This is a genomic window from Pseudomonas moraviensis, from assembly GCF_900105805.1.
Lineage (GTDB): Bacteria > Pseudomonadota > Gammaproteobacteria > Pseudomonadales > Pseudomonadaceae > Aquipseudomonas > Aquipseudomonas moraviensis_A.
Genome location: NZ_LT629788.1, coordinates 1,173,778 through 1,194,617 on the forward strand (window position 1 = coordinate 1,173,778; position 20,840 = coordinate 1,194,617).

21 protein-coding genes and 1 pseudogene are annotated in these 20,840 nt (G+C 61.2%); 10 read left to right on the forward strand and 12 right to left on the reverse strand.

Annotation, left to right across the window (positions count from 1 at the left end; translation table 11 throughout):
* The first annotated feature begins 29 nt into the window (after nucleotides 1–29).
* On the forward strand, nucleotides 30–650 hold the full coding sequence (locus BLU71_RS05660; protein ID WP_083352509.1) for a cell wall hydrolase: 621 nt from the start codon (nucleotides 30–32) through the stop codon (nucleotides 648–650).
* Here BLU71_RS05660 and BLU71_RS05665 read toward each other — a convergent pair.
* Complete coding sequence (locus tag BLU71_RS05665; protein WP_064363540.1) at nucleotides 647–1,360, reverse strand: murein L,D-transpeptidase catalytic domain family protein; 714 nt, start codon at nucleotides 1,358–1,360, stop codon at nucleotides 647–649. The genes BLU71_RS05660 and BLU71_RS05665 overlap by 4 nt on opposite strands.
* A 153-nt stretch (nucleotides 1,361–1,513) precedes the next feature.
* Here BLU71_RS05665 and BLU71_RS05670 point away from each other — a divergent pair, with 153 nt between their 5' ends.
* On the forward strand, nucleotides 1,514–3,130 hold the full coding sequence (locus BLU71_RS05670; RefSeq protein ID WP_083352510.1) for a L,D-transpeptidase family protein: 1,617 nt from the start codon (nucleotides 1,514–1,516) through the stop codon (nucleotides 3,128–3,130).
* Nucleotides 3,131–3,215: 85 nt separating this feature from the next.
* Here the strand turns inward: BLU71_RS05670 and BLU71_RS05675 are convergent, their stop codons facing one another.
* From BLU71_RS05675 to BLU71_RS05690, 4 genes are all read right to left on the reverse strand, one after another.
* Complete coding sequence (locus tag BLU71_RS05675) at nucleotides 3,216–4,058, reverse strand: NAD-dependent protein deacetylase (protein ID WP_083352511.1); 843 nt, start codon at nucleotides 4,056–4,058, stop codon at nucleotides 3,216–3,218.
* A gap of 160 nt (nucleotides 4,059–4,218) precedes the next feature.
* Entirely contained in the window at nucleotides 4,219–5,265 is a 1,047-nt protein-coding gene (locus BLU71_RS05680) for a class I SAM-dependent methyltransferase (protein WP_083352512.1), read from the reverse strand.
* Between the two features lie 150 nt (nucleotides 5,266–5,415).
* Nucleotides 5,416–6,726: an ATP-binding protein gene (locus tag BLU71_RS05685; protein ID WP_042609336.1), complete on the reverse strand. Its 1,311-nt coding sequence runs from the start codon at nucleotides 6,724–6,726 to the stop codon at nucleotides 5,416–5,418.
* Nucleotides 6,723–7,463 carry a response regulator gene (locus tag BLU71_RS05690; RefSeq protein WP_039762337.1) on the reverse strand — a complete coding sequence of 247 codons (741 nt, stop codon included), beginning with the start codon at nucleotides 7,461–7,463 and terminating at the stop codon, nucleotides 6,723–6,725. Before BLU71_RS05690 ends, BLU71_RS05685 begins: the two co-directional genes overlap by 4 nt.
* A 298-nt stretch (nucleotides 7,464–7,761) precedes the next feature.
* Here BLU71_RS05690 and BLU71_RS05695 point away from each other — a divergent pair, with 298 nt between their 5' ends.
* The 4 genes from BLU71_RS05695 to BLU71_RS05710 all read left to right on the forward strand — a co-directional run bounded on the left by BLU71_RS05695 (nucleotide 7,762) and on the right by BLU71_RS05710 (nucleotide 10,789).
* Nucleotides 7,762–8,025, forward strand: a complete 264-nt coding sequence (locus tag BLU71_RS05695) for a DUF2790 domain-containing protein (protein WP_042609337.1) — start codon at nucleotides 7,762–7,764, stop codon at nucleotides 8,023–8,025.
* 33 nt (nucleotides 8,026–8,058) lie between these two features.
* Complete coding sequence (locus BLU71_RS05700; protein WP_083352513.1) at nucleotides 8,059–8,439, forward strand: hypothetical protein; 381 nt, start codon at nucleotides 8,059–8,061, stop codon at nucleotides 8,437–8,439.
* A gap of 90 nt (nucleotides 8,440–8,529) precedes the next feature.
* On the forward strand, nucleotides 8,530–9,741 hold the full coding sequence (locus tag BLU71_RS05705) for a cytochrome c biogenesis protein DipZ (RefSeq protein WP_083352514.1): 1,212 nt from the start codon (nucleotides 8,530–8,532) through the stop codon (nucleotides 9,739–9,741).
* Nucleotides 9,742–9,976: 235 nt separating this feature from the next.
* On the forward strand, nucleotides 9,977–10,789 hold the full coding sequence (locus tag BLU71_RS05710) for a class I SAM-dependent methyltransferase (protein WP_083352515.1): 813 nt from the start codon (nucleotides 9,977–9,979) through the stop codon (nucleotides 10,787–10,789).
* 122 nt (nucleotides 10,790–10,911) lie between these two features.
* Here BLU71_RS05710 and pcsA read toward each other — a convergent pair whose 3' ends face one another.
* Nucleotides 10,912–11,634 carry a phosphatidylcholine synthase gene (gene pcsA, locus BLU71_RS05715; RefSeq protein WP_042609341.1) on the reverse strand — a complete coding sequence of 241 codons (723 nt, stop codon included), beginning with the start codon at nucleotides 11,632–11,634 and terminating at the stop codon, nucleotides 10,912–10,914.
* 259 nt (nucleotides 11,635–11,893) lie between these two features.
* On the opposite strand from pcsA, the gene BLU71_RS05720 reads away from it, so the two are divergent.
* On the forward strand, nucleotides 11,894–12,631 hold the full coding sequence (locus BLU71_RS05720) for a tellurite resistance TerB family protein (RefSeq protein WP_083354303.1): 738 nt from the start codon (nucleotides 11,894–11,896) through the stop codon (nucleotides 12,629–12,631).
* A gap of 735 nt (nucleotides 12,632–13,366) precedes the next feature.
* Here BLU71_RS05720 and BLU71_RS27240 read toward each other — a convergent pair.
* Entirely contained in the window at nucleotides 13,367–13,702 is a 336-nt protein-coding gene (locus BLU71_RS27240) for a hypothetical protein (protein ID WP_156889213.1), read from the reverse strand.
* The gene (locus tag BLU71_RS05725; protein ID WP_080902509.1) at nucleotides 13,596–14,054 is read right to left on the reverse strand and encodes an REP-associated tyrosine transposase; all 459 of its coding nucleotides are present in this window, start codon (nucleotides 14,052–14,054) and stop codon (nucleotides 13,596–13,598) included. Before BLU71_RS05725 ends, BLU71_RS27240 begins: the two co-directional genes overlap by 107 nt.
* Nucleotides 14,055–14,248: 194 nt before the next feature.
* Between BLU71_RS05725 and ligD the strand changes: the two genes are divergently transcribed.
* On the forward strand, nucleotides 14,249–16,888 hold the full coding sequence (gene ligD, locus BLU71_RS05730) for a DNA ligase D (protein WP_083352516.1): 2,640 nt from the start codon (nucleotides 14,249–14,251) through the stop codon (nucleotides 16,886–16,888).
* Here the strand turns inward: ligD and BLU71_RS05735 are convergent, their stop codons facing one another.
* The 3 genes from BLU71_RS05735 to sodC form a co-directional block, all read right to left on the reverse strand.
* Nucleotides 16,889–17,290 carry a hypothetical protein gene (locus BLU71_RS05735; protein WP_173867309.1) on the reverse strand — a complete coding sequence of 134 codons (402 nt, stop codon included), beginning with the start codon at nucleotides 17,288–17,290 and terminating at the stop codon, nucleotides 16,889–16,891.
* 80 nt (nucleotides 17,291–17,370) lie between these two features.
* Nucleotides 17,371–17,685, reverse strand: coding sequence for a DUF2388 domain-containing protein (locus BLU71_RS05740; RefSeq protein WP_016775151.1), 315 nt, complete (start codon nucleotides 17,683–17,685; stop codon nucleotides 17,371–17,373).
* Nucleotides 17,686–17,811: 126 nt separating this feature from the next.
* Nucleotides 17,812–18,333, reverse strand: a complete 522-nt coding sequence (gene sodC / locus BLU71_RS05745; RefSeq protein WP_083352517.1) for a superoxide dismutase family protein — start codon at nucleotides 18,331–18,333, stop codon at nucleotides 17,812–17,814.
* Between the two features lie 180 nt (nucleotides 18,334–18,513).
* Here sodC and BLU71_RS28080 point away from each other — a divergent pair.
* Nucleotides 18,514–19,332, forward strand: a pseudogene (locus tag BLU71_RS28080) (HAMP domain-containing protein); the annotation flags it as partial.
* A 132-nt stretch (nucleotides 19,333–19,464) separates the two neighbouring features.
* Entirely contained in the window at nucleotides 19,465–20,190 is a 726-nt protein-coding gene (locus BLU71_RS28085; RefSeq protein WP_419198350.1) for a methyl-accepting chemotaxis protein, read from the forward strand.
* A 173-nt stretch (nucleotides 20,191–20,363) separates the two neighbouring features.
* On the opposite strand, the gene BLU71_RS05755 is transcribed toward BLU71_RS28085, so the two are convergent.
* The gene (locus BLU71_RS05755; protein ID WP_064363530.1) at nucleotides 20,364–20,795 is read right to left on the reverse strand and encodes a nuclear transport factor 2 family protein; all 432 of its coding nucleotides are present in this window, start codon (nucleotides 20,793–20,795) and stop codon (nucleotides 20,364–20,366) included.
* Nucleotides 20,796–20,840 lie beyond the last annotated feature (45 nt).

Below are 20,840 nucleotides of genomic sequence, written 5' to 3' on the forward strand. Positions count from 1 at the left end.
CCCCGACGGGCGCTGACGGAAGAACCGACATGGGATTGAAAGGCTTGGCGGGCGGTTTGTTGTGGATTGTTTTTGCCGGCGCAGCATGGGCCGGCGCTCAGGCCCCTATCGAGGCCAAGGCGGAACAGAAAGCCGAGGTGCTGGAGGAGAAAGCGGCGGATAAAGTCAGTGCTGCTCCGGCGCCGAAATCCGAGGCCATCACCCCCACCGAAGCGCAGGCAGTGGACCCGGCCGGCGCCGCGCCGCTGGACGATCCGCTGACCTGTCTGGCGCGCAGCATCTATTGGGAAGCCAAGGGCAAGGACACCCCGGAAATGGAGGCCGTCGCCAGCGTGGTGATGAATCGCCTTGGCCATGAAGGCTTTCCCGACACGGTGTGCGCGGTGGTCAAGCAAGGCTCGGAAAGCGGCAACTGCCAGTTTTCCTGGTGGTGCGATGGCAAGCCCGATCAGGTCAAGGAAGACGCCGAATACGCGCTGGCCAAGGAAATCGCTGGCAAGGCGTTGAATCGCCAGCTCAAGGACCGCACCCGCGGCGCCCTGTATTTTCACGACCGCGGCGTGCACCCGAGCTGGGCCAAGGCTTATCGCAACACCGCGCAGACCGGCAGGTTCCTGTTCTACAAACCCGCCGGCGGCGACGCGCGTTAACTGGCGTGGGTGTTGAGAATGCTCGCCACCTGCTGCGGCTGGCAGTTCAGGTACGGTGACTTTTGCAGCCAGCGCTGATCCGGGTACCAGGAAAACATGAACTGGCCGTTCTTCAGGCGATCGATCACCTGTTTGGCAATCTGCGGCCGCACGGCGGGGCAACCCTGACTGCGGCCGATGCGGCCCTGACGCTTGCTCCACAGCGGGTTCACGTAGCTGGCGGCATGAATCACGATCGCGCGATCGCGGGCCAGATCATTGAAACCGGGTTCCAGGCCGTCCATGCGCAGTGAATAGCCGTGGGTGCCTTCGTAGCTTTCCTGGGTGCGGAACAGGCCGAGACTGGACTGATAACTGCCTTCGCGGTTGGAAAACTGTGTGGCGAAGTTTTCCCCGGAATTGGAACCGTGGGCGACCAGATCCCGCAGCACCAATTTCTGTTTGCTCAGGTCGAAGATCCACAGACGACGTTCGGTGGACGGTTGCGAATAGTCGATGATCGCCAGATGCCGCGAGGGCTTTGCGCCGTTGTTGACCGCGCACTGCATGGCGTTCAATGCACCTTTGAGCGCTTGGGGATTGAGTTCCGGCGCGGCGTGGGCGAGGCTGTTATAGAGAACCGGCGATGGCTTGCCGGCGGCAAATACTGGGCTGGTCACGGCGACAAGGGTCGCGGTGCTCAACAGAAGTCGGCGCAAAAACGTCAACATTTTATAAAGTGTCCTCAACTTGCTACATAAACGGCACTTTGGCTCCTGACTCCCAGTCAATACCCGCAGGCTCCGAGGCTGGAGCCTGACTGTTCAGCGCACCTGATGTAAGGTTGACCGTCATCTGGACGGCCATGGATTGGAGTAAAGCAGTTGTTCAAAAAGTACGCATGCTACTTGAGCATTTGTTTGCTCGCTGCGCCGTTTGTCGCTTGCGCCGATGAGCCGCTGCCCCCGCTCGAAACCCTGGCGACGCCGACGACGGACCTGCCGGTGGAGCCGCGCAGCCCGTTGCAGGCCGTGTTGATCAGCCTGGCGCAGTCGTGCCCGGCCATTGCTCCGCGTCTCAACGGCCCGGCGCTGAGTCAATTGCAGGCGTTCTATGCACAGCAGGACTGGATGCCTGTGTGGGCCAGTGAGTCGGCTCGATTGCCGGCATTGCGCGCGCAATTGCAGCTGTTGGCCGACGATGGGCTGAATCCCAATCGCTATGCTGTGCCGGCGTCACCGCCGCAGGACGGCGAGTTGTGTGCCGATATCGATATCAGCCGCCATTACCTGCAGGCCTTGCAGGATCTGCATTACGGTCGTCTGTTGCAGTCGCATTTCGAACCGCTGTGGCATGTCGACGGCCCGCCGACCGATCGTCAGGCGCAGTTGCTCAGCATTGCCGTGCCGGGGGTGAACGACATTGCTGCAGCGTTCGACCTCGCCCGTCCGCATCTGCCTCAGTATCAGAGCCTGCGTCAGTTGTATGCCGCACAACGTTTGCAGGCCCTGCCGCAGTGGCAGCCGGTCGGCAACGGGCCGCTGCTGCGCCCGGCGATGGAAGACCAGCGCGTGCCGGAACTCGCCCGGCGTCTGTACAACGAAGGTTATCTGGCAGACGTGATCGTGACGCCGGACAACGCCTACGATGACGTGCTGGTGGAAGCGGTGAAGCATTTTCAGGCCAGTCACTCGTTGCAGGCTGACGGCGTGGTCGGGCCGGGTACGATTGCCGAGCTGAACATCAGCCCGCTGACTCGCCGCGATCAGTTGCGCGTCAATCTCGAACGTTTCCGCTGGATGGCCCAGGACATGGAGCCCAGCGGTCTGGTGGTCAACGTCGCGGCCGCTGAGCTGACGCTGTATCAGGGCGGTCAGCCGGTGTGGCAGACCCGCACCCAGGTCGGCCGCGCCGAGCGCCAGACACCGCTGCTGAAATCCCGCGTCACCCGGCTCACGCTGAACCCGACCTGGACTGTGCCGCCCACCATCTGGAAAGAAGACAAGCTGCCGGAAATCCGCAAGGACCAGACCTTCCTCAGCCGCCAGAACCTGCAAGTGCTCGATGCCAACGGTCAGCCCCTGGCGGCAGCGGACATCGACTGGGACAACCCCGGCAACATCCTCCTGCGCCAGGACGCCGGCCCGCGCAATCCGCTGGGGCAAATGGTCATTCGTTTCCCCAACCCGTTCTCGGTGTACCTGCACGACACGCCGAGCAAGGCGCTGTTTGAAAAAGGTCCACGGGCGTTCAGCTCCGGTTGCGTGCGTGTCGAGCATCCGCTGCAACTGCGCGATCTGCTGCTGTCGCCGGCAGAAAAGACCCGCACCGACACACTGCTCGCCAGCGGTACCACCCACGAATTTCGCCTGTCTTCCCCCGTGCCGATCCTGATGACCTACTGGACGGCGCAAGTCGACAGCAGCGGCCACGTGCGATACGCGCCGGATATCTACAGTCGCGACAGCGCTTTATTGGTGGGCCTGGATCGGGCGCATTGAGCCAGACCACCTCACCCTAGCCCTCTCCCTCGGGAGAGGGCTAGGGTGAGGGGCCGATTTCAAGCCGAACCCAATACTCAAAATCTCACCGTTCCAGCTTTTCAACTATCCAAGGCAAAAGCACCTCACACGACCCTTCAATCTTCAAATCCAGCAGATCATCCGCCCGGGTCCTGCCCAGATTGATCGCCATCAGCGGCTTGCCACGCTCGGCAATCACGCGACACAAACGAAACGCCGAATACGCCATCAACGATGACCCAACCACCAGCAACCCCGCCGCATTCTCGGCAGCTGCCATGGCCCGCGCTGCGGTCGCCTGTGCCACGTTCTCGCCAAAAAACACCACATCCGGTTTCATCCGCTCACCCGCGCAATGCGGGCACTGCGGCACCTGGAAGCGCGCTTCAAATGCCGGGTCGAGCAAGGTATCGCCATCCGGCGCCTGCACCGCATCAACGCCGCTCAGATAGGGATTCTCCGCTTCCATCTGGCGCTGAATCTCATCGCGCGGACTGCGCTGCCCGCAGTCCAGACACAGCACTCGATGCAGGCTGCCATGCAGTTCGATCACATCGTGACTACCGGCCTGATCGTGCAAGGTGTCGACGTTCTGCGTGATCAGATCGCTGATCCGGCCACGCTGCTGCAGCGTCGCCAGCGCCTGATGCGCTGCATTCGGCCGCGCCTGGCGCACGCGCGGCCAGCCGAGCATGGCTCGGGCCCAATAGCGACGGCGTGATTCCGGGGCAGAAAGGAATTCCTGATACATCATCGGCTGCCGCCCGCGACGCACGCCGTCGCTGTCGCGGTAGTCCGGAATGCCCGAAGGCGTGCTGATGCCAGCGCCGGTCAGGACTAGAAACTTATCCTCGGTCATGGCCTGCACCAGCGTATCGAGGTGTTCGCGGATCGGGCTGTCGAGCATGCTCAGCACTCCAGAATGGGCAGTGCCCGCAGGTTAGCATCAACCACTGTGGCGAGGGAGCTTGCTCCCGCTGGGGGGCGAAGCGGCCGCAGAAGAAGGGCCTGCTGCGCAGTCCAGCGGGAGCAAGCTCCCTCGCCACAGGTTTCGCGTTTTCAGTCGGTTACTTGCGCGCCTCCAGTATCAGGTTGAACGGTGTCTGCGCGGCGCGGCGGAACTGCTTGAACCCGGCTTCGGTGAATACCTTGCGCAAGCGTAGCTCTCCGGCCTGGGCACCGAGCCCGAGGCCGACTTCCTGTGACAGCGAATTGGGTGTGCAAATAAACGTCGAGGCGGCGTAGAACAGGCGCCCGACCGCGTTGAGATTGTCGTCCAGTTTGTCGTTGGCGAAGGGTTCGACCAGCAACACCGTGCCGTCGTCTTTCAGCGCCTCATGGGCATGGCGGGCGGCGCCGACCGGGTCGCCCATGTCGTGCAGGCAATCGAAAAAGCAAATCAGGTCGTAGTCGCTGCCGGGATAGTTTTTCGCCGTGCCCTCGAAGAATCTGGCGCGGTTGCCCACGCCACCTTCTTCGGCCCGTTGCGTGGCGACGGTGACGGAGGGCGCGTGGAAGTCGAAGCCGACAAACTGCGACCTGGGAAACGCCTGGGCCATGATCACCGTCGAGGCGCCGTGGCCGCAGCCGATGTCGGCGACTTTGGCGCCGCGTTCCAGTTTCGCCACCACGCCTTCCAGTGCCGGCAGCCATTCAGCGATCAGGTGACCTTTGTAGCCGGGGCGGAAGAAGCGTTCGGTGCCGCTGAACATGCACGGGTGGTGATCGCCCCAGGACAGCGCGCCATTGCCACGCATGGCTTTGACCAGTTTGTCCTTGTCATGGAAAAACGACGCCACTACGCCGAGACCGCCGGCGACGTACACCGGCGAATCCTCCACGGCCAACGCCAGCGCCTGTTCTTCCGGCAAGCGAAACTGACCGTCGAGGTGCTCCATGTAACCGGATGCGGCGTGGGCGCTGAGCCACTCGCGTACCAGACGCGGATTGCAGGTGGTTTTTGCTGCGAGGGCTTCGGGGCTGATCGGTTGGCTGTCGGCCATCGCCCGGTACAGACCGAGTTCTTCGCCGACGATGACATTGGCCAGCATCGCCGCGCCGCCCATGTCGCTGACCAGTTTGCCCATGAATTCGTTGAGCTTCGCCTCATTCATCACGTGTGCTCCTGAAACAGGATCAAGGTCCGGCGGCGTTGAATGTCGAGGCAGGCGCCACCGGGCGGTGGTCACGGATAGGGGCAGGGCACAGCAGAAGTCCTGCGGCCCCCTCGACTGGGTACTGATTGAGTCTAGTCGGTGTTTTTCTCAGCGTGGCAGCGGCAACCTGAGCTCAGCGCACAGGCCGCCGCCCTCGCGATTGCTCAGCAGCAGCGAACCACCCAGCGCCATCGCCAATTGCTGGGCAATTGCCAGCCCGAGTCCGGTGCCACCGGTGTCGCGGTTGCGCGAGTTTTCCACGCGATAAAACGGTTCCAGCACCTGCGCCAGTTCGGCCTCGGCGATGCCCGGGCCGCGATCGAGGACTTTCACCGACAGGCTGTTGCCCTGCGCTTCGACCTGCAGTTGCGCGGCGCCGGCGAATTTCAGGGCGTTGTCGGTCAGGTTCACCAGGACCCGGCGCAGCGCTTGCGGACGGGTTTCGATCACCGCTTTGCTCTTGCCGCCGAGCTGCACGTCCTTGCCCATGTCCTGATAGTCGAACACGAGGCTGTCGAGGAACGAGTCGAGATCGGTACGGCGGCTTTCTTCGGTGGCGCCGTGAACGCTGCGGGCGTAGGCCACGCCTTCGCGCACCAGATGTTCGATCTCGCCGAGGTCGCTGCTCAGTTTGTCTTTTTCCACCGAGTCGTCCATGAACTCCGCACGCAATTTCATCCGGGTGATCGGTGTTTGCAAGTCGTGGGAAATCGCGGCGAGCAGTTGCATGCGTTCTTTCAGGTAGGCGGCGATGCGCGTCTGCATGGCGTTGAACGCCCGCGCTGCGTGGACCACTTCGGTCGGTCCCTGCTCGTCGAGTTTGATCGGATGCGCGTTGGGGTCGAGCGTTTCCACCGCATTGGCCAGGCGGGTGAGGGGGCGAATGGCGATGCGCACGGCGAGCCAGGTGCAGAGGATCAGCAGCGCCAGCTGGCCCAGCAGCACCACTGGCAACCACGGCGACAGCGGCACCATCGCCGGACGGATATCGATGGTCACCGGGCTACCGTCGCTCAGGCGCAGATGGCCCTGGAAATGCCGTCTCGGACCGCCGGGAACCTCGGTAAACACCAATGGATAAGTGCCGCCGATGGCCGCGGTAATCGAGGCAATCGCAACGGATTCTTCAGCCGAGGTCACCGGCATGCCCGGTTCGCCCTCATTGAGCAGGTAGCCGTAATTGCGCCGTGCCAGGCGCGGCAACCAGGCCTCGCGTTCGGCGGCGGGCAGGCGATCGAGGATCGCCATCGAGGTCGAGACGTCGGTTTCAAGGTTGCCGAGCATGGTGCTTTTCGCGCTCTGGTAGCGCTCGTAATACTGCGCGCCGAACGACAGGCCCTGCGCCAGAATCAGCCCGATCAGAAAAATCAGCGAGAGGCGCGAGGCGAGGGTGCGCGGCCATTGCAGCTTGAGTTTCATGCCGACGCCCCAAGCAGTTCGACCGGCAGCGAAAACACATAACCTTCACTGCGCACAGTCTTGATGTAGGCCGGTTCGCGGGCATCGTCAAGCAGACGTTGACGCAAGCGACTGACCAACAGATCGATGGAACGGTCGAACAAGTCGGCTTCGCGTCCCTGGGTCAGGTTGAGCAACTGATCGCGGCTGAGCACCCGTTGCGGGTGGTCGAGGAACACCCGCAGCAGGCGGTATTCGGCGCCACTGAGGGCAACCATGGTGCCGTCGCTGTCGAGCAGGTGACGCGCCGAAGTGTCCAGTTGCCAGCGACCGAAGGCCAGCAAGCGTCCGGCTTCGGTGACCACCAGGTTCGGCGGCAGCATGCGGGTGCGGCGCAATACCGCGTTGATCCGCGCCAGCAGTTCGCGGGCGGCGAACGGTTTGGTCAGGTAATCGTCGGCGCCCATTTCCAGGCCGATGATGCGGTCGGTTTCATCGTTGCGCGCGGTGAGCATCAGCACCGGCGTCGCCTTGTGTTTGCCCACGCGCAATTCGCGGCACAGCTGCAGACCATCGTCGCCGGGCATCATGATGTCGAGCACGATCAGGTCGACAGTATTGGCATCCAGGAAGCTGCGCATCTGCCGGCCATCGGCGACCACTGTGGTGCGCAGGCCGTTTTTCTTCAGGTAGTTGCCTACCAGTTCACGGATCTCGCGGTCGTCGTCGACGATGAGAATGTGATCGACATGTTCCATCGGTTCAAGCCTCTGTCAAAAGGGGAATGCCGTGCAGTCTATAGCGCCGGAAACCGCACGCCTGCCTGCCTTTGTATTGCAGTGTATCTGCCGCAACGGCGGATACACGCCGACGCAAAAACGCGATTTTTACCGGGGTTTGTATCGCTGTGTATCTACACATGGCGTGGATACACAACGAGTGATTCTCGTCCTTTCCTGACACAGACGCGATACCTCGAGCGCCTCAAATAGGCTCCATCGAGGCACACACAGATTGCCTCGGCTCAAAACCCACTGAAGCCTTGAGGACACCACCATGAACAACAAATCCGTATTCGCCGCCTGCCTGTTCGCCGCTCTGAACATCTGCACCCTGTCGGCCCACGCCGAAGCTGACGTCAGCCGGCAAACCTACACCTACGGCACCCATCTGGATATCAAGAAAGTGCTGTCGATGACCGAAGACACCTCGGTGACCTGCGGCATCACCGAGGCGCGCATGACCTACCTCGATTCCGCCGGCAAGACCCGCGAGCTGGATTACAGCAAATTCGCTGACGGCTGCAACAACCAGAACTGAGTCATCCCTACTTTTTCTGCAAGGAGTTTTGCCATGAACAACGTCTCGCGCTTTCTGACCGCAGCAGCCTTCGCCTTCACCGGTGCCGCCGCCCACGCCAACAGTGCCTTGGAGCAGAGCAGTTGCGCCAGCAGCACCTGCTTCCAGCTGACCACAGTGGCGAAGGAGGGCAGCGATGCACTGATCGCCGCTGACGGCTCCAGCCGCACGCCGCAGGGCCAGACGCTCGCCGCTGACGGCTCCAGCCGCACGCCGCAGGGCCAGACGCTTGCCGCTGATGGTTCGAGCCGCACGCCGCAGGGCCAGACGCTTGCCGCTGACGGTTCCAGCCGCACACCGCAGGGCCAACTGGTCGCGGAAAACGGTGCCAGTCGCACGCCACAAGCGCAGTTGCTGGACGGCCAGAACGCATGAGCCACGGCGTCAATAAAGCGAGCTAGCGAGGCGGACATATCCCCTCGCTGCCCGGTTGTGCGCCCAGCCCCCATTTCAAGGTGACCCGTCATGTACCTCATCGCATTTCTCGGCGGTCTGCTGACCGTCCTCAGTCCGTGCATCCTCCCGGTGGTGCCGTTTCTGTTCGCTGGCGCCAACCGTACACGCTCCTCGATCCTGCTCACCCTCGGCGGCATGGCGCTGACCTTTGCGTTGATCTCCAGCCTCGCCGTGGTCAGCAGCGAGTGGGTGATTGAGGCCAGCAACACCGGCCGCCACGTGGCCCTGTTGGTCATGGCGCTGTTTGCCCTGTCGCTGATCTCGGCCCGGGTCGGCGACTGGCTGACCAAACCCTTTGTCGCGTTGGGCAATCGCCTCGATCAGGACACCCGTAAACGCGCAGGACCCATGGCCTCGATCATGCTCGGTGTCGCCACCGGCCTGTTGTGGGCGCCTTGTGCCGGGCCGATCCTTGGAGTAATTCTCACCGGCGCGATGCTGCAAGGTGCCAATGCCCAGACCAGCCTGTTGCTGCTGGCTTACGGTGCCGGCAGCGCCTTGTCGCTGGGCACGTTGATCTTCGCCGGGCGCGGTCTGGTCAATCGACTGAAGCCGTCGATCCCGTTCAGTGGCTGGTTGCGCCGCGGTGCCGGGGTTGCGGTGCTGGCTACGGTCGCAGTGATCGCCACCGGCGCGGACAAAACCCTGCTCGCCAACACCTCTTCGGAAGGCGTTGCCAGCGTCGAGAAAAACGTCCTGGAAAACGTGCCAAAAGTGGTCGACTACTTCGTCAGCAAGGTCCGCGCGGATTCGATGATGGACGACGCCCAAGGCGCGATGCCGTCGCTGTCCGGCGCCGTGCAGTGGCTCAACTCCCCGGAACTCAGCGCCGAATCCCTGCGCGGCAAAGTGGTGCTGGTGGATTTCTGGACCTACGACTGCATCAACTGCCAGCACACCCTTCCGTATGTCAAAGACTGGGCGCAGAAGTATGAGAAGGACGGCCTGGTGGTGATCGGCGTGCATACGCCGGAGTACGGCTACGAACGCATCATCGACAACGTCAAGGATCAGGTGAAAAAACTCGGCATCACCTACCCGGTCGCGATCGACAACGACTATGCGATCTGGCGCCACTTCGACAACCAGTACTGGCCGGCGCATTACCTGATCGACGCCAAGGGCCAAGTGCGTTACAGCCACTTCGGTGAAGGTCGTTATGCGGAGCAGGAGCAGATGATCAAGCAGTTGCTGGAGGAGGCCAAGGCGCCGGCGGCTTGATGACAACAACAATGGCTCATGGGTCGCGACCCATGAGCCATTGCCAGTATCTGCAGCCCTATGCCAGCCAACCTGTTTCATGGGCTTGACAGATTTCCACCGCTCATCGGCAAAGTCCCCGGTTTATGGGCTCGCCGGACGATTGACAGGGACGCCGGGCAGCCTCGGCGCGATAGTGAGCAAGCACGGTCCGCGTCGCAGCCTGTGCATTCTCTCTGCCACGGAGCTCGCTGTCATGAGTACCCCGATTGATCTCACTGCCCTGAAGGAACGTCAGAAAGTCGCTTGGGCCAGTGGCGACTACGCCGTGATCGGCACCACGTTGCAAATCGTCGGCGAATGCCTCGCCGAAGCCTGCGATCTGCGTTGTGACGAAGAAGTGCTGGATGTCGCTGCCGGCAACGGCAACGCCACTCTGGCAGCGGCGCGGCGCGGTTGTGTGGTGACCTCGACCGATTACGTGGCGGCACTGCTGGAGCGCGGTCAGGACCGCGCCCGGGCCGAGCATCTGGAGGTGATTTTCCATGTGGCCGATGCCGAAGCGCTGCCGTTTCCCGACGAAAGCTACGACGCCGTGCTGTCCACGTTTGGGGTGATGTTTGCGCCCGATCAGGTGACCGCTGCGAGTGAGCTGGGCCGGGTCTGTCGTCGGGGCGGGCGGATCGGTATGGCGAACTGGACGCCGGAGGGCTTCGTCGGTCAGATGTTCAAGATCCTCGGTCAGCATCTGCCACCGCCTGCGGTTGCACAGCCTCCATCGAATTGGGGCTCGGATGCATGGCTGCACAAGCATTTCGATGATCGCGATTTTGTCGTGCGGGTGACGCGCAACCATTTCAACTTCCGCTATCGCTCCGCGGCGCATTTCATTGACATCTTTCGCCACTGGTACGGGCCGGTGCACAAGGCGTTTGCGGTGTTGACGCCAGAGGCTGGGCAGGCGCTGGAGGAGGATCTGACAGAGTTGCTCAACCGCTCGAACCGGGCGGGGGAGGCGTCGCTGGTGGTGCCGAGTGAGTATCTGGAAGTGGTGATAACCAAACGTTAGTTCCGGACAAATAAACAACCCCTGTAGGAGTGAGCCTGCTCGCGATAGCGGTGTATCAGTCGAATGATTTTCAGCTGACCCACCGCTATCGCGAGCAGGCTCACTCCTACAGGGGGATTTGCTTATTTCGAGTGGCCGCGATCAAACCACTCCAGCGCCGTGCGCCAGATGCAGATCCCCAGGAAATATGCCGACATCAGCAGCCACAAGCCCATCACCAGCGGGTTGATTACCGGGTGATTGAGCACCAGCGACAGACTGCACAACAGCCAGATCGCCGTCACCGCAATGTTGATCGGCATGAAGCGGCGAACGCGGAACGGGTGCAGGAACTTCATCCGCGTCACCGTCAGCAGCGCCAGACCGATCACGGTGAGGAAGGTGATCCACGGCCCCGGGCCAATGATGTACAGGCACAGCGCAACCACGTTCCAGGCCGCCGGGAAACCGACAAAGTAGTTGTCCTTGCTCTTCATGTTGACGTTGCAGAAGCAGAACAGCGAGGACACCAGAATCACCGACACCGTCAGCAACAAGGTGTAATCGGGGAGGGGAATGTAGCGGTAGATAAACAGTGCCGGGATGAACACATAAGTCAGGTAGTCGATCACCAGATCAAGAATCGAGCCGTCGAAACTCGGCAACACCGATTGCACATTGACCTTGCGCGCCAGTGCGCCATCGAGGCCGTCGACGATCAGCGCTACGCCCAGCCACATCAGGCAATGGATCGGCTGGTTTTCCAGCAGGGCGAGGGTGGCAAGGAAGGCGGTGACCACGCCGGTCGCGGTAAAACCATGGGCGCCCCATGCTTTCAGCCTGGCGATGTGTACGGTGGATATCACGGGGGCGTTCTCCAGAAAGTGAAGCAAGCCGGGTATCGCCCATCGTCAGGAAGGGCGTCGGCAAACCGGGTCGGGTTGCAGCTATCGACCGGTTTGGCCGGGATAAGGTTCACCACCCTTGAATCTTAGCTGGCTGGCGGAAAATTTCTTGCGTAGCGATTCATCGATTATCGGGCGTCAGCCAAACGGTGCTGGCGCTATGGCCGCGTCGGTCTATCGTTGCCTGACGCAATCGGGCCGGGGCCTTGAGGATGACGACATGAACACCAGCGATTTGCTCGAACAACTGCTGCGAGGCCAGGCCTCGGCGGGTCAACAACGTGGTGCTGCGGCCGGCGATGGCCTGGGCGGATTGCTTGGCGGCCTGTTGGGCGGTGGAGGGCAGACCCGCGCAGGTGCTGGCGCGGCTTCCGGCGGACTCGGCGGCTTGGGTGGGTTACTGGGAGGCTTGCTCGGTGGTGGCGGCTTGGGAAGTGCCTTGGGTGGCGGCAACCGAAGTCGTTCCGGCGGCACCCATTACGCGGCCCTCGCTTCGCTGGGCATGATGGCCTACCAGGCGTATCAAGCCTGGCAACGCAGCCAGGCCAGCAAGGCGCCGCCAGACCTGCCACAAACCGCCGACCTGCTCGCCGGCCCGCAAATCGAAACCCACAGCCACGCGGTGCTCCGCGCCTTGATCGCCGCCGCCAAGGCTGACGGGCGTATCGACGACGCAGAGAAGCACCTGATCAGCAGCGAAATCGGCAAACACACTGCGGATCCGCAGTTGCAGCAATGGCTCGACGCCGAAGTCGCCAAACCGCTGGATCCCAGCGAAGTAGCGCAGTCTGCGGACGGCGACCCGGCCGTGGCCGCGGAAATGTATCTGGCCAGCGTGATGCTGGTGGACGACCAACAGGATGCCGAACGCAGCTATCTGGATGAACTGGCCGCAGCGTTGCGGATTGATCCCGAACTGCAGGTGCATCTGGAACAGCAGGCCAAAGGGCAAGCCTGACCCAACGTCAAAAGATCGCAGCCTTCGGCAGCTCCTACATTTGAAATACGGTGCAACCGTAGGAGATGCCGAAGGCTGCGATCTTTTGTTCTTCAAAGCCAAATTGGGTAATCCGCCAAGCGCGCCACCAGACCGGCTCGCATGGTGTTCCTGCCCGCAAGGAGTGTAGCGTTTTCAAACATAAGAGATCGCAGCCTTCGGCAGCTCCTGCATTTGAAATACAGTGCAACCGTAGGAGCTGCCGAAGGCTGCGATCTTTTGATCTTCAAAGCCAAATTGGGTAATCCCCCAAGCGCGCCACCAGACCGGCTCGCATGGTGTTCCTGCCCGCAAAGAGTGTGGCGTTTTCAAACATAAGAGATCGCAGCCTTCGGCAGCTCCTACATTTGAAATACGGTGCAACCGTAGGAGCTGCCGAAGGCTGCGATCTTTTGATCTTCAAAGCCAAATTGAGTAATCCCCCAAGCGCGCCACCAGGCCGGCTCGCATGCTGTCCTGCCTGCACAGAGTGCGGCGTTTTCAGAGTAAAAGATCGCAGCCTTCGGCAGCTCCTGCATTTGAAATACGGTGCAACCGTAGGAGCTGCCGAAGGCTGCGATCTTTTGATCTTCAGAGCCAGATTGCGTCCCACAGCGGGTAGTCCCCGAGACGCGCCACCAGACCGGCCAGCATGCTGTTCCTGCCTGCTCAGAGTGCGGCGTTCTCAAAATAAAAGATCGCAGCCTTCGGCAGCTCCTACATTTGAAATACGGTGCAACCGTAGGAGCTGCCGAAGGCTGCGATCTTTTGATCTTCAAAGCCAAATTGGGTAATCCCCCAGGCGCGCCACCAGACCGGCTCGCATGGTGTCCTGCCTGCACAGAGTGCGGCGTTCTCAAAATAAAAGATCGCAGCCTTCGGCAGCTCCTGCATTTGAAATACGGTGCAACCGTAGGAGCTGCCGAAGGCTGCGATCTTTTGATCTTCAAAGCCAGATTGCGTCCCACAGCGGGTAGTCCCCGAGGCGCGCCACCAGACCGGCTCGCACAGGATTCTTGACGACATAGAGCGCAGCGGCTTTGAGATCTTCATCCCGCCTCAAGGCGCGGTCGTAATAACCTCGCTGCCATAATTGTCCCTGGCGCCCATGTCTTCGATTGTATGCCTGGCAACTTCGCGATTTGACGCGACACATCAAATCTGCAAGCGAACCCTTATCAAGCGCAACGAGCCAATGCAGATGGTCTGGCATGACGACCCAAGCCAGAGAGGTAGCTAACCCGGCTTCACTGCACCGTCTCAACTCGTTGACCAGCAATCTACCGTCGTGCCAGTTGGTGAAAACACGCTCGCGTTGATTGACCACTGCTGTAAGCAGATAAATTCTTCCGGTTTCAGAGTACCGACCCTTTCGCAGACGACAGGCTTTTGCAGCAGCAGGCATTCCATTGCCTCCCTTTCAAGATCCTGAAAAAACCTTAGCGTCTGCACCGTGTTTAGCCAGCCCAGGCAATTACTGGATGTGTCGTTACAAGCCCCGGCCGCTCCATCCGTCCGGGGCTTTTTTACGTCGATTGAATTTTTCCGCCGCCGTGTCGCTCTTCTGCATAACAGAACCCGTCTGCCATCGGTGTGCTCATGAACAGGAACCTCGACGATTACAACCGCATGCGTGATTTTTCCGCGACTTCGGAACCGGCTGCGGTCAAGCGCCCGGGGCGCAAGTCTGCCAAGGATCATGCTTTGCAGTTCTGCATCCAGAAGCACGATGCTTCGCACCTGCATTACGACTTTCGCCTGGAACTCGATGGCGCGCTGAAGAGCTGGGCGGTGCCGAAGGGGCCGTCGCTGGATCCCAAGGTCAAGCGCCTGGCGATCCATGTCGAGGATCATCCGCTCGATTACGCGACGTTCGAGGGCAGCATTCCCGAGGGGCATTACGGCGCGGGCGATGTGATCGTCTGGGATCGCGGCGTGTGGATTCCGCTGGAGGATCCGCACAAGGCCTATGCCAAGGGTCGGCTCAAGTTCGAGTTGCAGGGCGAGAAGCTCGGCGGCGTGTGGAATCTGGTACGCACGCACATGCCGGGCAAGAAAGAACAATGGTTTCTGATCAAGCATCAAGACAATGCCGCGCGCCCGCAGGATGACTTCGACGTGCTGGTCGCCGAACCCGACAGCGTGCTCAGTGAGCGCACGATTGTCGGCAAACCCACGCTCGCCGCCGAACAGGCCAAACCGCTGAAGAAGGCCCCGGCCAAGCCACGCAAACAGGCGTCTGGACAGCTTAATGGCGCGCGCAAGGCCAAGCTGCCGGCGTTGATCAAACCGGAACTGGCCACATTGGTCGATAGCGCGCCAGAAGGGCAGTGGAGCTACGAGATCAAGTTCGATGGCTATCGGATCATGGCGCGGATCGATCACGATGAGGTGCAGCTGTTTACCCGCAATGGCCACGACTGGACGCATAAACTGCCGCAGCAGGCCAAGGCGCTGGCGGCACTGGGCCTTGAATCGGCGTGGCTTGACGGCGAAATGGTCGTGGCCAACGAGCAGGGTGTGCCGGATTTTCAGGCGCTGCAAAATGCCTTCGATGCCGGACGCAGCGGCAACATCGTTTATTACCTGTTCGACGTGCCGTACCTCAACGGCGTCGACCTGCGTGATGTTCCGGTCGAAGAGCGGCGTGCGGCGCTGAGCACGATCCTTGGCGCACAGAAAGATTCTTCACCGCTGCGCTTCTCCGAAGCCTTCGAAGAAACTCCCGACGCACTGCTCAACAGCGCCTGCCAGATGCAGATGGAAGGCCTGATCGGCAAGCGCCTCGGTTCGCCCTACGTGTCGCGGCGCAGTGGCGACTGGATCAAGCTCAAATGCAAGCATCGGCAAGAGTTCGTCATCGTTGGCTATACCGATCCGAAAGGTGCGCGCAGTGCCTTCGGTGCTTTGCTGCTCGGTCTGCACGACGGTGACAGCGGCGAGTTGCGCTATGCCGGCAAGGTTGGCACCGGGTTCAACGAAACCACGTTGAAAAGCATCCTCGCCCAGCTCAAGCCGCTACAGACCAAAAGCGCTGCGGTGGTCAATCCGCCCAGTGGTTTCGAGGCCAAGGGCGTGCACTGGCTGAAACCGAAATTGCTGGCGGAGGTGGCGTTCGCCGAGATGACCAAGGACGGCTCGGTGCGGCACGCCGTGTTCCATGGTTTGCGCGATGACAAACCGGCCAAGGACATTACAGAGGAGCGAGCGAAGCCTGTGAAAGCTGCCAAGTCTGAAAAATCCGAGAAGACCGAAAAAACCAAAACCACCGAAAAAACCAAAACCGCCGCCAAACAACCAGCGAAGAAAACCGCCGCCAGCAAAGCCGAAACCGCACCGTCGCAGGCGGGGCTGGCCGGCGGCAAGGTGCGCATCACGCACCCGGATCGGGTGATCGATGCAGTCAGCGGCACCACCAAGATGCAACTGGCGCAGTATTACGCCAGCGTTGCTGAACACATCCTCCCGCAACTCAAGGATCGCCCCGTGGCATTGGTGCGCGCACCGGATGGCATTGCCGGCGAACTGTTCTTTCAGAAGAACGCCGAACGCCTGGCCATCCCCGGGATTTCGACACTGGACAAGGACGTCACCGGCCAGCCAGTGATGATGATCAACAATCCCGAAGCGCTGGTCGGCGCGGTGCAGATGAGCACGGTGGAGCTGCACACCTGGAACGCCACGACGGTGGATCTGGACAAGCCCGATCGCTTCGTCCTCGACCTCGACCCGGATCCGGCGTTGCCATGGAAAAGCATGGTAGAAGCCACCGCGCTGACTCTCACCGTGCTCGATGAACTGGGACTCAAAGCCTTCCTGAAAACCAGTGGCGGCAAAGGCATTCACCTGGTGGTGCCCTTGACGCGCAAGCACGGCTGGGACGAAGTGAAGGACTTCAGTCACGCCATCGTCAGCCACATGGCCAAGTTGCTGCCGGATCGTATTTCGGCGGTGTCCGGACCGAAAAACCGTGTCGGGCGGATCTTTATCGATTACCTGCGCAACGGCCTCGGCGCCACCACCATCTGCGCCTATGCCGCACGGGCGCGGGAAGGCATGCCGGTTTCCGTGCCGCTGTACCGAGAGGAGGTCGCGGAAATCAAGGGCGGTAATCACTGGAACATTTACAACGTGCACGAGCGTCTGACCGAAGTCGGCGATGAGCCTTGGGCGGACATGAAGAAAACCCGTCAGACCATTACCGCCGAGATGCGCAAGCGCGTCGGTATGAAAAAGTGATCAGGTGTCGCGCAGCAAGTCGTGGGCGTTGAGCAGTTCGAAGGCGATTTGCGGGTGGTTTTCCAGACCCTTGCGAATCGCCGCCGGGATTGCCGCACGGGTTTTTCGACACAGGCCCGGCAAGTCGTCAATCTGAATGGCAATGCCGCGCATGGTGCGTACCTCGTTGAAACCCGGTGCGACGTCGACGCGGATGCCCAACTGCTCATACATGCGCTGTTGCAGACGTTTGAGGTCGTCGAGGTCTTTGAGTTGTTCGAGACGCGCCAGGAGGATTTTTTCCTCTGCGCGAGTCAGGCGCAGGATGCGCAGATCCGCTCCGGGCGTTTCAAGCAAGGGATCGCGCCCGCAGATGCAGGCGCCGGGTGGGCAGGGTGAGCGCAAGGGCACGGTGGTCGTCATGGCCTCCATCATAGAGGCCGTCGGACGTTTTTGCCTATGCGCACTCAGCGGCCGTCCATCGGCCGCTGTATCCCTCGTGACTACTGCTGCACGCCTTCGTATTGCACCAGAATGGCGTTGGCCAGGTCTTCGTCGCTGGCGTTCAAGCCAGGGTTGGCCTGACGCACCTGTTGCAGTACCGACTCAAGATAAACCCCACGAATGGCTCCACCGCTGGCGACAAAGGCAGACACGTCGTCACGGGCCGGAATCACCATTTTGTCATCCTTGAAGGTCGAGTACAGCGACGCGGAGACACCTGCCGAAGTGGCGACGTCACCCGCATCAACACGGGCCAGCGCCGAACCGACCGGCAGGCAAAGCATTAGAGAAGAAATCAGGACTAACTTGCGCATGACGTGTTCCTCCACAAGCGCGAAGCAAAAAGAGAAGGGACTACATAGCTTCAGAGATAATCGGCGCGCCGGAGTTCCGTGAGCGGAAAAAAGCCTTGGGGCAGGGCATTATCCCGCTCATTCGGATCAGATCACCCCGCACGCCATGCGATCGCCGCCACCGCCCAGTGGCTTGGGCATGTCGGAATGGTTATCGCCGCCGGCGTGAATCATCAGGGCGTGGCCCTTGATCTCGGAGATTTTCTTCAGACGCGGCGCCAGCACCGGGTAGTTGGCGACACCCTCGGCCGTGACATACACCGCCGGCAGGTCACCCAGATGCCCATCGGCGTACGGGCCAAGATGCTTGCCGGTTTTCGCCGGATCGAAGTGTCCGCCAGCGGCCAGTGCCGCGCCTTTGACCCCGTCCTTGGTGCCCGCTTCGCAGCTGCCGTTTTCATGAACATGGAAACCGTGAATGCCGGCCGGCAATGATTTCAGCTCGGGCGTGAACAGCAGACCGTAAGGCGTTTCGCTGACCGTGACCGAACCGATCGCCTGCGGCGCACCGTCGGCGCTGACCAGATTGATCGCGACTTTCTCCGTTGCCGCCTGTGCGGTGCCGATTGCCAGGGTGCCGAGCAGACCAAACCACAGTGCGCGTTTCATAAGCGTTTCCTTCAGCTGCATGAATGTTCGAAGCGCTGGATTGATAGCCTGCCGGGGTTAACCGGCGATGAAGGCGTTATCCAGCGGTGGTGCAAGGTGTGACTGGCCGCTCGATCCAAAAGTTTTGCCGGATTCAAGTCGCCGCTGACATCAGCCGATACGCTCTGTGTCGGCAGTTCCATGCCAATAGGCTTAACTGAAATCCGACAAGCGCAATCCAGCGTGCCCACGGGAGATTCCAAGGTGTCGATCAAACTGCGTTTGGTGTTGCTGATTGCGACCAGCCTGCTGACAGCGCTGATCGTGAGTCTGGTCAGTTACGTCGGCAACCTGCGGATGGCCACGGCGGTCGGCGATAACACGGTGAGCATGAGCGCACTGCGCAATCACATGGAAGCCGACATGATGCACGACGCCCTGCGCGCCGACGTGTATTCGGCGATGTTGGTCGGCCTGGGCAAAGGCACCGGCGCCGCGACGGAAGTGCGTGATTCGCTGGCCGAGCACGCCGGGCATTTTCGTGAAGTGCTGGATGACAACCTGAAACTGCCGATCAGCCCGCCGCTGCGCACGGCGCTGGAGCAGATCAAACCGAGCCTCGACACCTATATCAAATCCGCCGAGCAGATTGTCGCCGTGGCGCTGGACAACCCCGACGCCGCGCAACAGCAACTCGGTCGATTCAGCACCGCGTTCAGCCAGCTCGAAGAACAGATGGCGACGCTCAGCGAGTTGATTGAAAGCAACACCCGGCAAACCAGCGAAGGCACTGAAGCGGCCATTCGCAATGCCAATCTCGCCCTCGGCGTCGTCCTGATCGCCAGTCTGTTGTTGCTGCTGATTCAGGGCCGCTGGGTGATGCGCAGCATCCTTGGGCCGCTGAAATCCGCCAGTCGCATCGCCGAAAGCATCGCCCATGGCAATCTCAGCGAGCCGATTGTCGAGCCTGGCGGCAAGGACGAAGCCAGTGCGTTGATCCGCACCCTGGCAATCATGCAGCGTGACCTGCGCAACATGATCGACGTGGTCCGGCGCAACGCCCACGGTGTCAGTGGCATGAGCGAGCAACTCAGCCACGGCTGCCATCAGGTCGCCGACAGCAGCCAGCAACAAAGCGTTGCCGCCGGGACCATGGCCGCCGCTGCCAGCCAGATGACCGCCAGTATCGAAGAAATCACCCGCCACGCCGAACGTGCCCTGAGCATGGCCAATCAGGCTGAGACTCTGGCCAAGCAGGGCGGCGGGGTGATTCACCAAGTGGTCAGCGACATGGACGACATCGCCCGCTCGGCGCAGCAGTCGGCGCAAGTGATCCGCACGCTGGATCAGGAATCCGAGGCAATCTTCAACATCATTCAGGTGATCAAGAGCATCGCCGACCAGACCAATCTGCTGGCGCTCAACGCGGCGATCGAGGCAGCACGGGCGGGTGAGCAGGGCCGTGGTTTTGCCGTGGTCGCCGATGAAGTGCGCAGTCTGGCCGCGCGCACCAGCGCCTCGACCCAGGAGATCGCCACGATGGTCGCGCGCATTCAGAACAGCACGCGCGAGGCGGTCAGCAGCATGGAGGCGGGCGTGGCGCAGGTCGACAAGGGCATGGCGGTGACGGCGGAAGTCGAGCGGGCGATTCGCGAAATCCTCGATGCGACGCTCAGCACCACGCAACTGGTCAATGACATCACTCGCACGATTGGCGAACAGAGTATGGCCAGCAACGAAATCGCCCATCAGGTGGAGATGATTGCCGGGATGTCCGAAGGGAATAGCCGGGTGATCGGGCAGACGGCAACGACTACGGATGAGTTGTCGGACCTGGCGGGGCAGTTGTCACGGTCGGTGGATCGGTTTCGGTTGTGATTTTCAGGTGAGGGTTTTTGGTTGTCTGGACTGGCGCTATCGCGAGCAGGCTCACTCCTACAGGGGATTGGCGGTGTGAATGCGATCTGCGTTACGCCGCCGCCCCTTGTAGGAGTGAGCCTGCTCGCGATGAGGCCAGTTCAGGCTACATCTATCTCAGAGACTTACTTCAATCAAAATTTGAACGCCTGTCGCCCCACCAACAACCATTTCCCGCCCTGTTTCTGCCAGATCTGGAAGTTCTCGATCTCGGTGGGAATGACCTCGGTCCCCTTCAACGCCTGCGCGGAAAAGTGGTGGCGTACCAGCGCGGTATCGCCGGACAGGGTGATGGTCTGCTTTTGCATTTCGAGGGTCTTGAATGCGCTGCGACCGGTTTCGATGTCGGCGATGAATTCCTGCTTGTCCTGAATCTTGCCGCTGGAATGGCCGTAGGTCAGGTTCGGCGCGGTGAGGGCGTTCAGTTCGGCGATGTCTTTGTGCAGCATCGCCTGGGTCAGATGATCGACCGCTTGCGCCACTTGTTTTTCCGCTGGGGCAGGGGCGGCCATGGCGCAGGCGCTGAAGGCGCAGAACAAACCGATGAGGAGGCGGGACTTGGTCATGTTGTTTCCTTGTTGTTATTGGATGGAAATGACTGAAGTTGAATT

Bases quoted from the DNA above. Each gene is read 5' to 3' on its own strand.
- BLU71_RS05720 (WP_083354303.1), top strand. From the start codon at position 11,894: ATGAACACCAGCGATTTGCTCGAACAACTGCTGCGAGGCCAGGCCTCG.
- BLU71_RS05680 (WP_083352512.1), bottom strand. From the start codon at position 5,265: ATGAATGAGGCGAAGCTCAACGAATTCATGGGCAAACTGGTCAGCGAC.
- BLU71_RS05740 (WP_016775151.1), bottom strand. From the start codon at position 17,685: ATGCGCAAGTTAGTCCTGATTTCTTCTCTAATGCTTTGCCTGCCGGTC.
- BLU71_RS05700 (WP_083352513.1), top strand. From the start codon at position 8,059: ATGAACAACGTCTCGCGCTTTCTGACCGCAGCAGCCTTCGCCTTCACC.
- BLU71_RS05660 (WP_083352509.1), top strand. From the start codon at position 30: ATGGGATTGAAAGGCTTGGCGGGCGGTTTGTTGTGGATTGTTTTTGCC.
- ligD (WP_083352516.1), top strand. From the start codon at position 14,249: ATGAACAGGAACCTCGACGATTACAACCGCATGCGTGATTTTTCCGCG.
- BLU71_RS28085 (WP_419198350.1), top strand. From the start codon at position 19,465: ATGGCCGCCGCTGCCAGCCAGATGACCGCCAGTATCGAAGAAATCACC.
- BLU71_RS05690 (WP_039762337.1), bottom strand. From the start codon at position 7,463: ATGGAACATGTCGATCACATTCTCATCGTCGACGACGACCGCGAGATC.
- BLU71_RS05675 (WP_083352511.1), bottom strand. From the start codon at position 4,058: ATGCTCGACAGCCCGATCCGCGAACACCTCGATACGCTGGTGCAGGCC.
- BLU71_RS05705 (WP_083352514.1), top strand. From the start codon at position 8,530: ATGTACCTCATCGCATTTCTCGGCGGTCTGCTGACCGTCCTCAGTCCG.
- BLU71_RS05710 (WP_083352515.1), top strand. From the start codon at position 9,977: ATGAGTACCCCGATTGATCTCACTGCCCTGAAGGAACGTCAGAAAGTC.
- BLU71_RS27240 (WP_156889213.1), bottom strand. From the start codon at position 13,702: ATGAAGATCTCAAAGCCGCTGCGCTCTATGTCGTCAAGAATCCTGTGC.
- BLU71_RS05735 (WP_173867309.1), bottom strand. From the start codon at position 17,290: ATGACGACCACCGTGCCCTTGCGCTCACCCTGCCCACCCGGCGCCTGC.
- BLU71_RS05695 (WP_042609337.1), top strand. From the start codon at position 7,762: ATGAACAACAAATCCGTATTCGCCGCCTGCCTGTTCGCCGCTCTGAAC.
- sodC (WP_083352517.1), bottom strand. From the start codon at position 18,333: ATGAAACGCGCACTGTGGTTTGGTCTGCTCGGCACCCTGGCAATCGGC.
- BLU71_RS05665 (WP_064363540.1), bottom strand. From the start codon at position 1,360: ATGTTGACGTTTTTGCGCCGACTTCTGTTGAGCACCGCGACCCTTGTC.
- BLU71_RS05725 (WP_080902509.1), bottom strand. From the start codon at position 14,054: ATGCCTGCTGCTGCAAAAGCCTGTCGTCTGCGAAAGGGTCGGTACTCT.
- BLU71_RS05755 (WP_064363530.1), bottom strand. From the start codon at position 20,795: ATGACCAAGTCCCGCCTCCTCATCGGTTTGTTCTGCGCCTTCAGCGCC.
- BLU71_RS05685 (WP_042609336.1), bottom strand. From the start codon at position 6,726: ATGAAACTCAAGCTGCAATGGCCGCGCACCCTCGCCTCGCGCCTCTCG.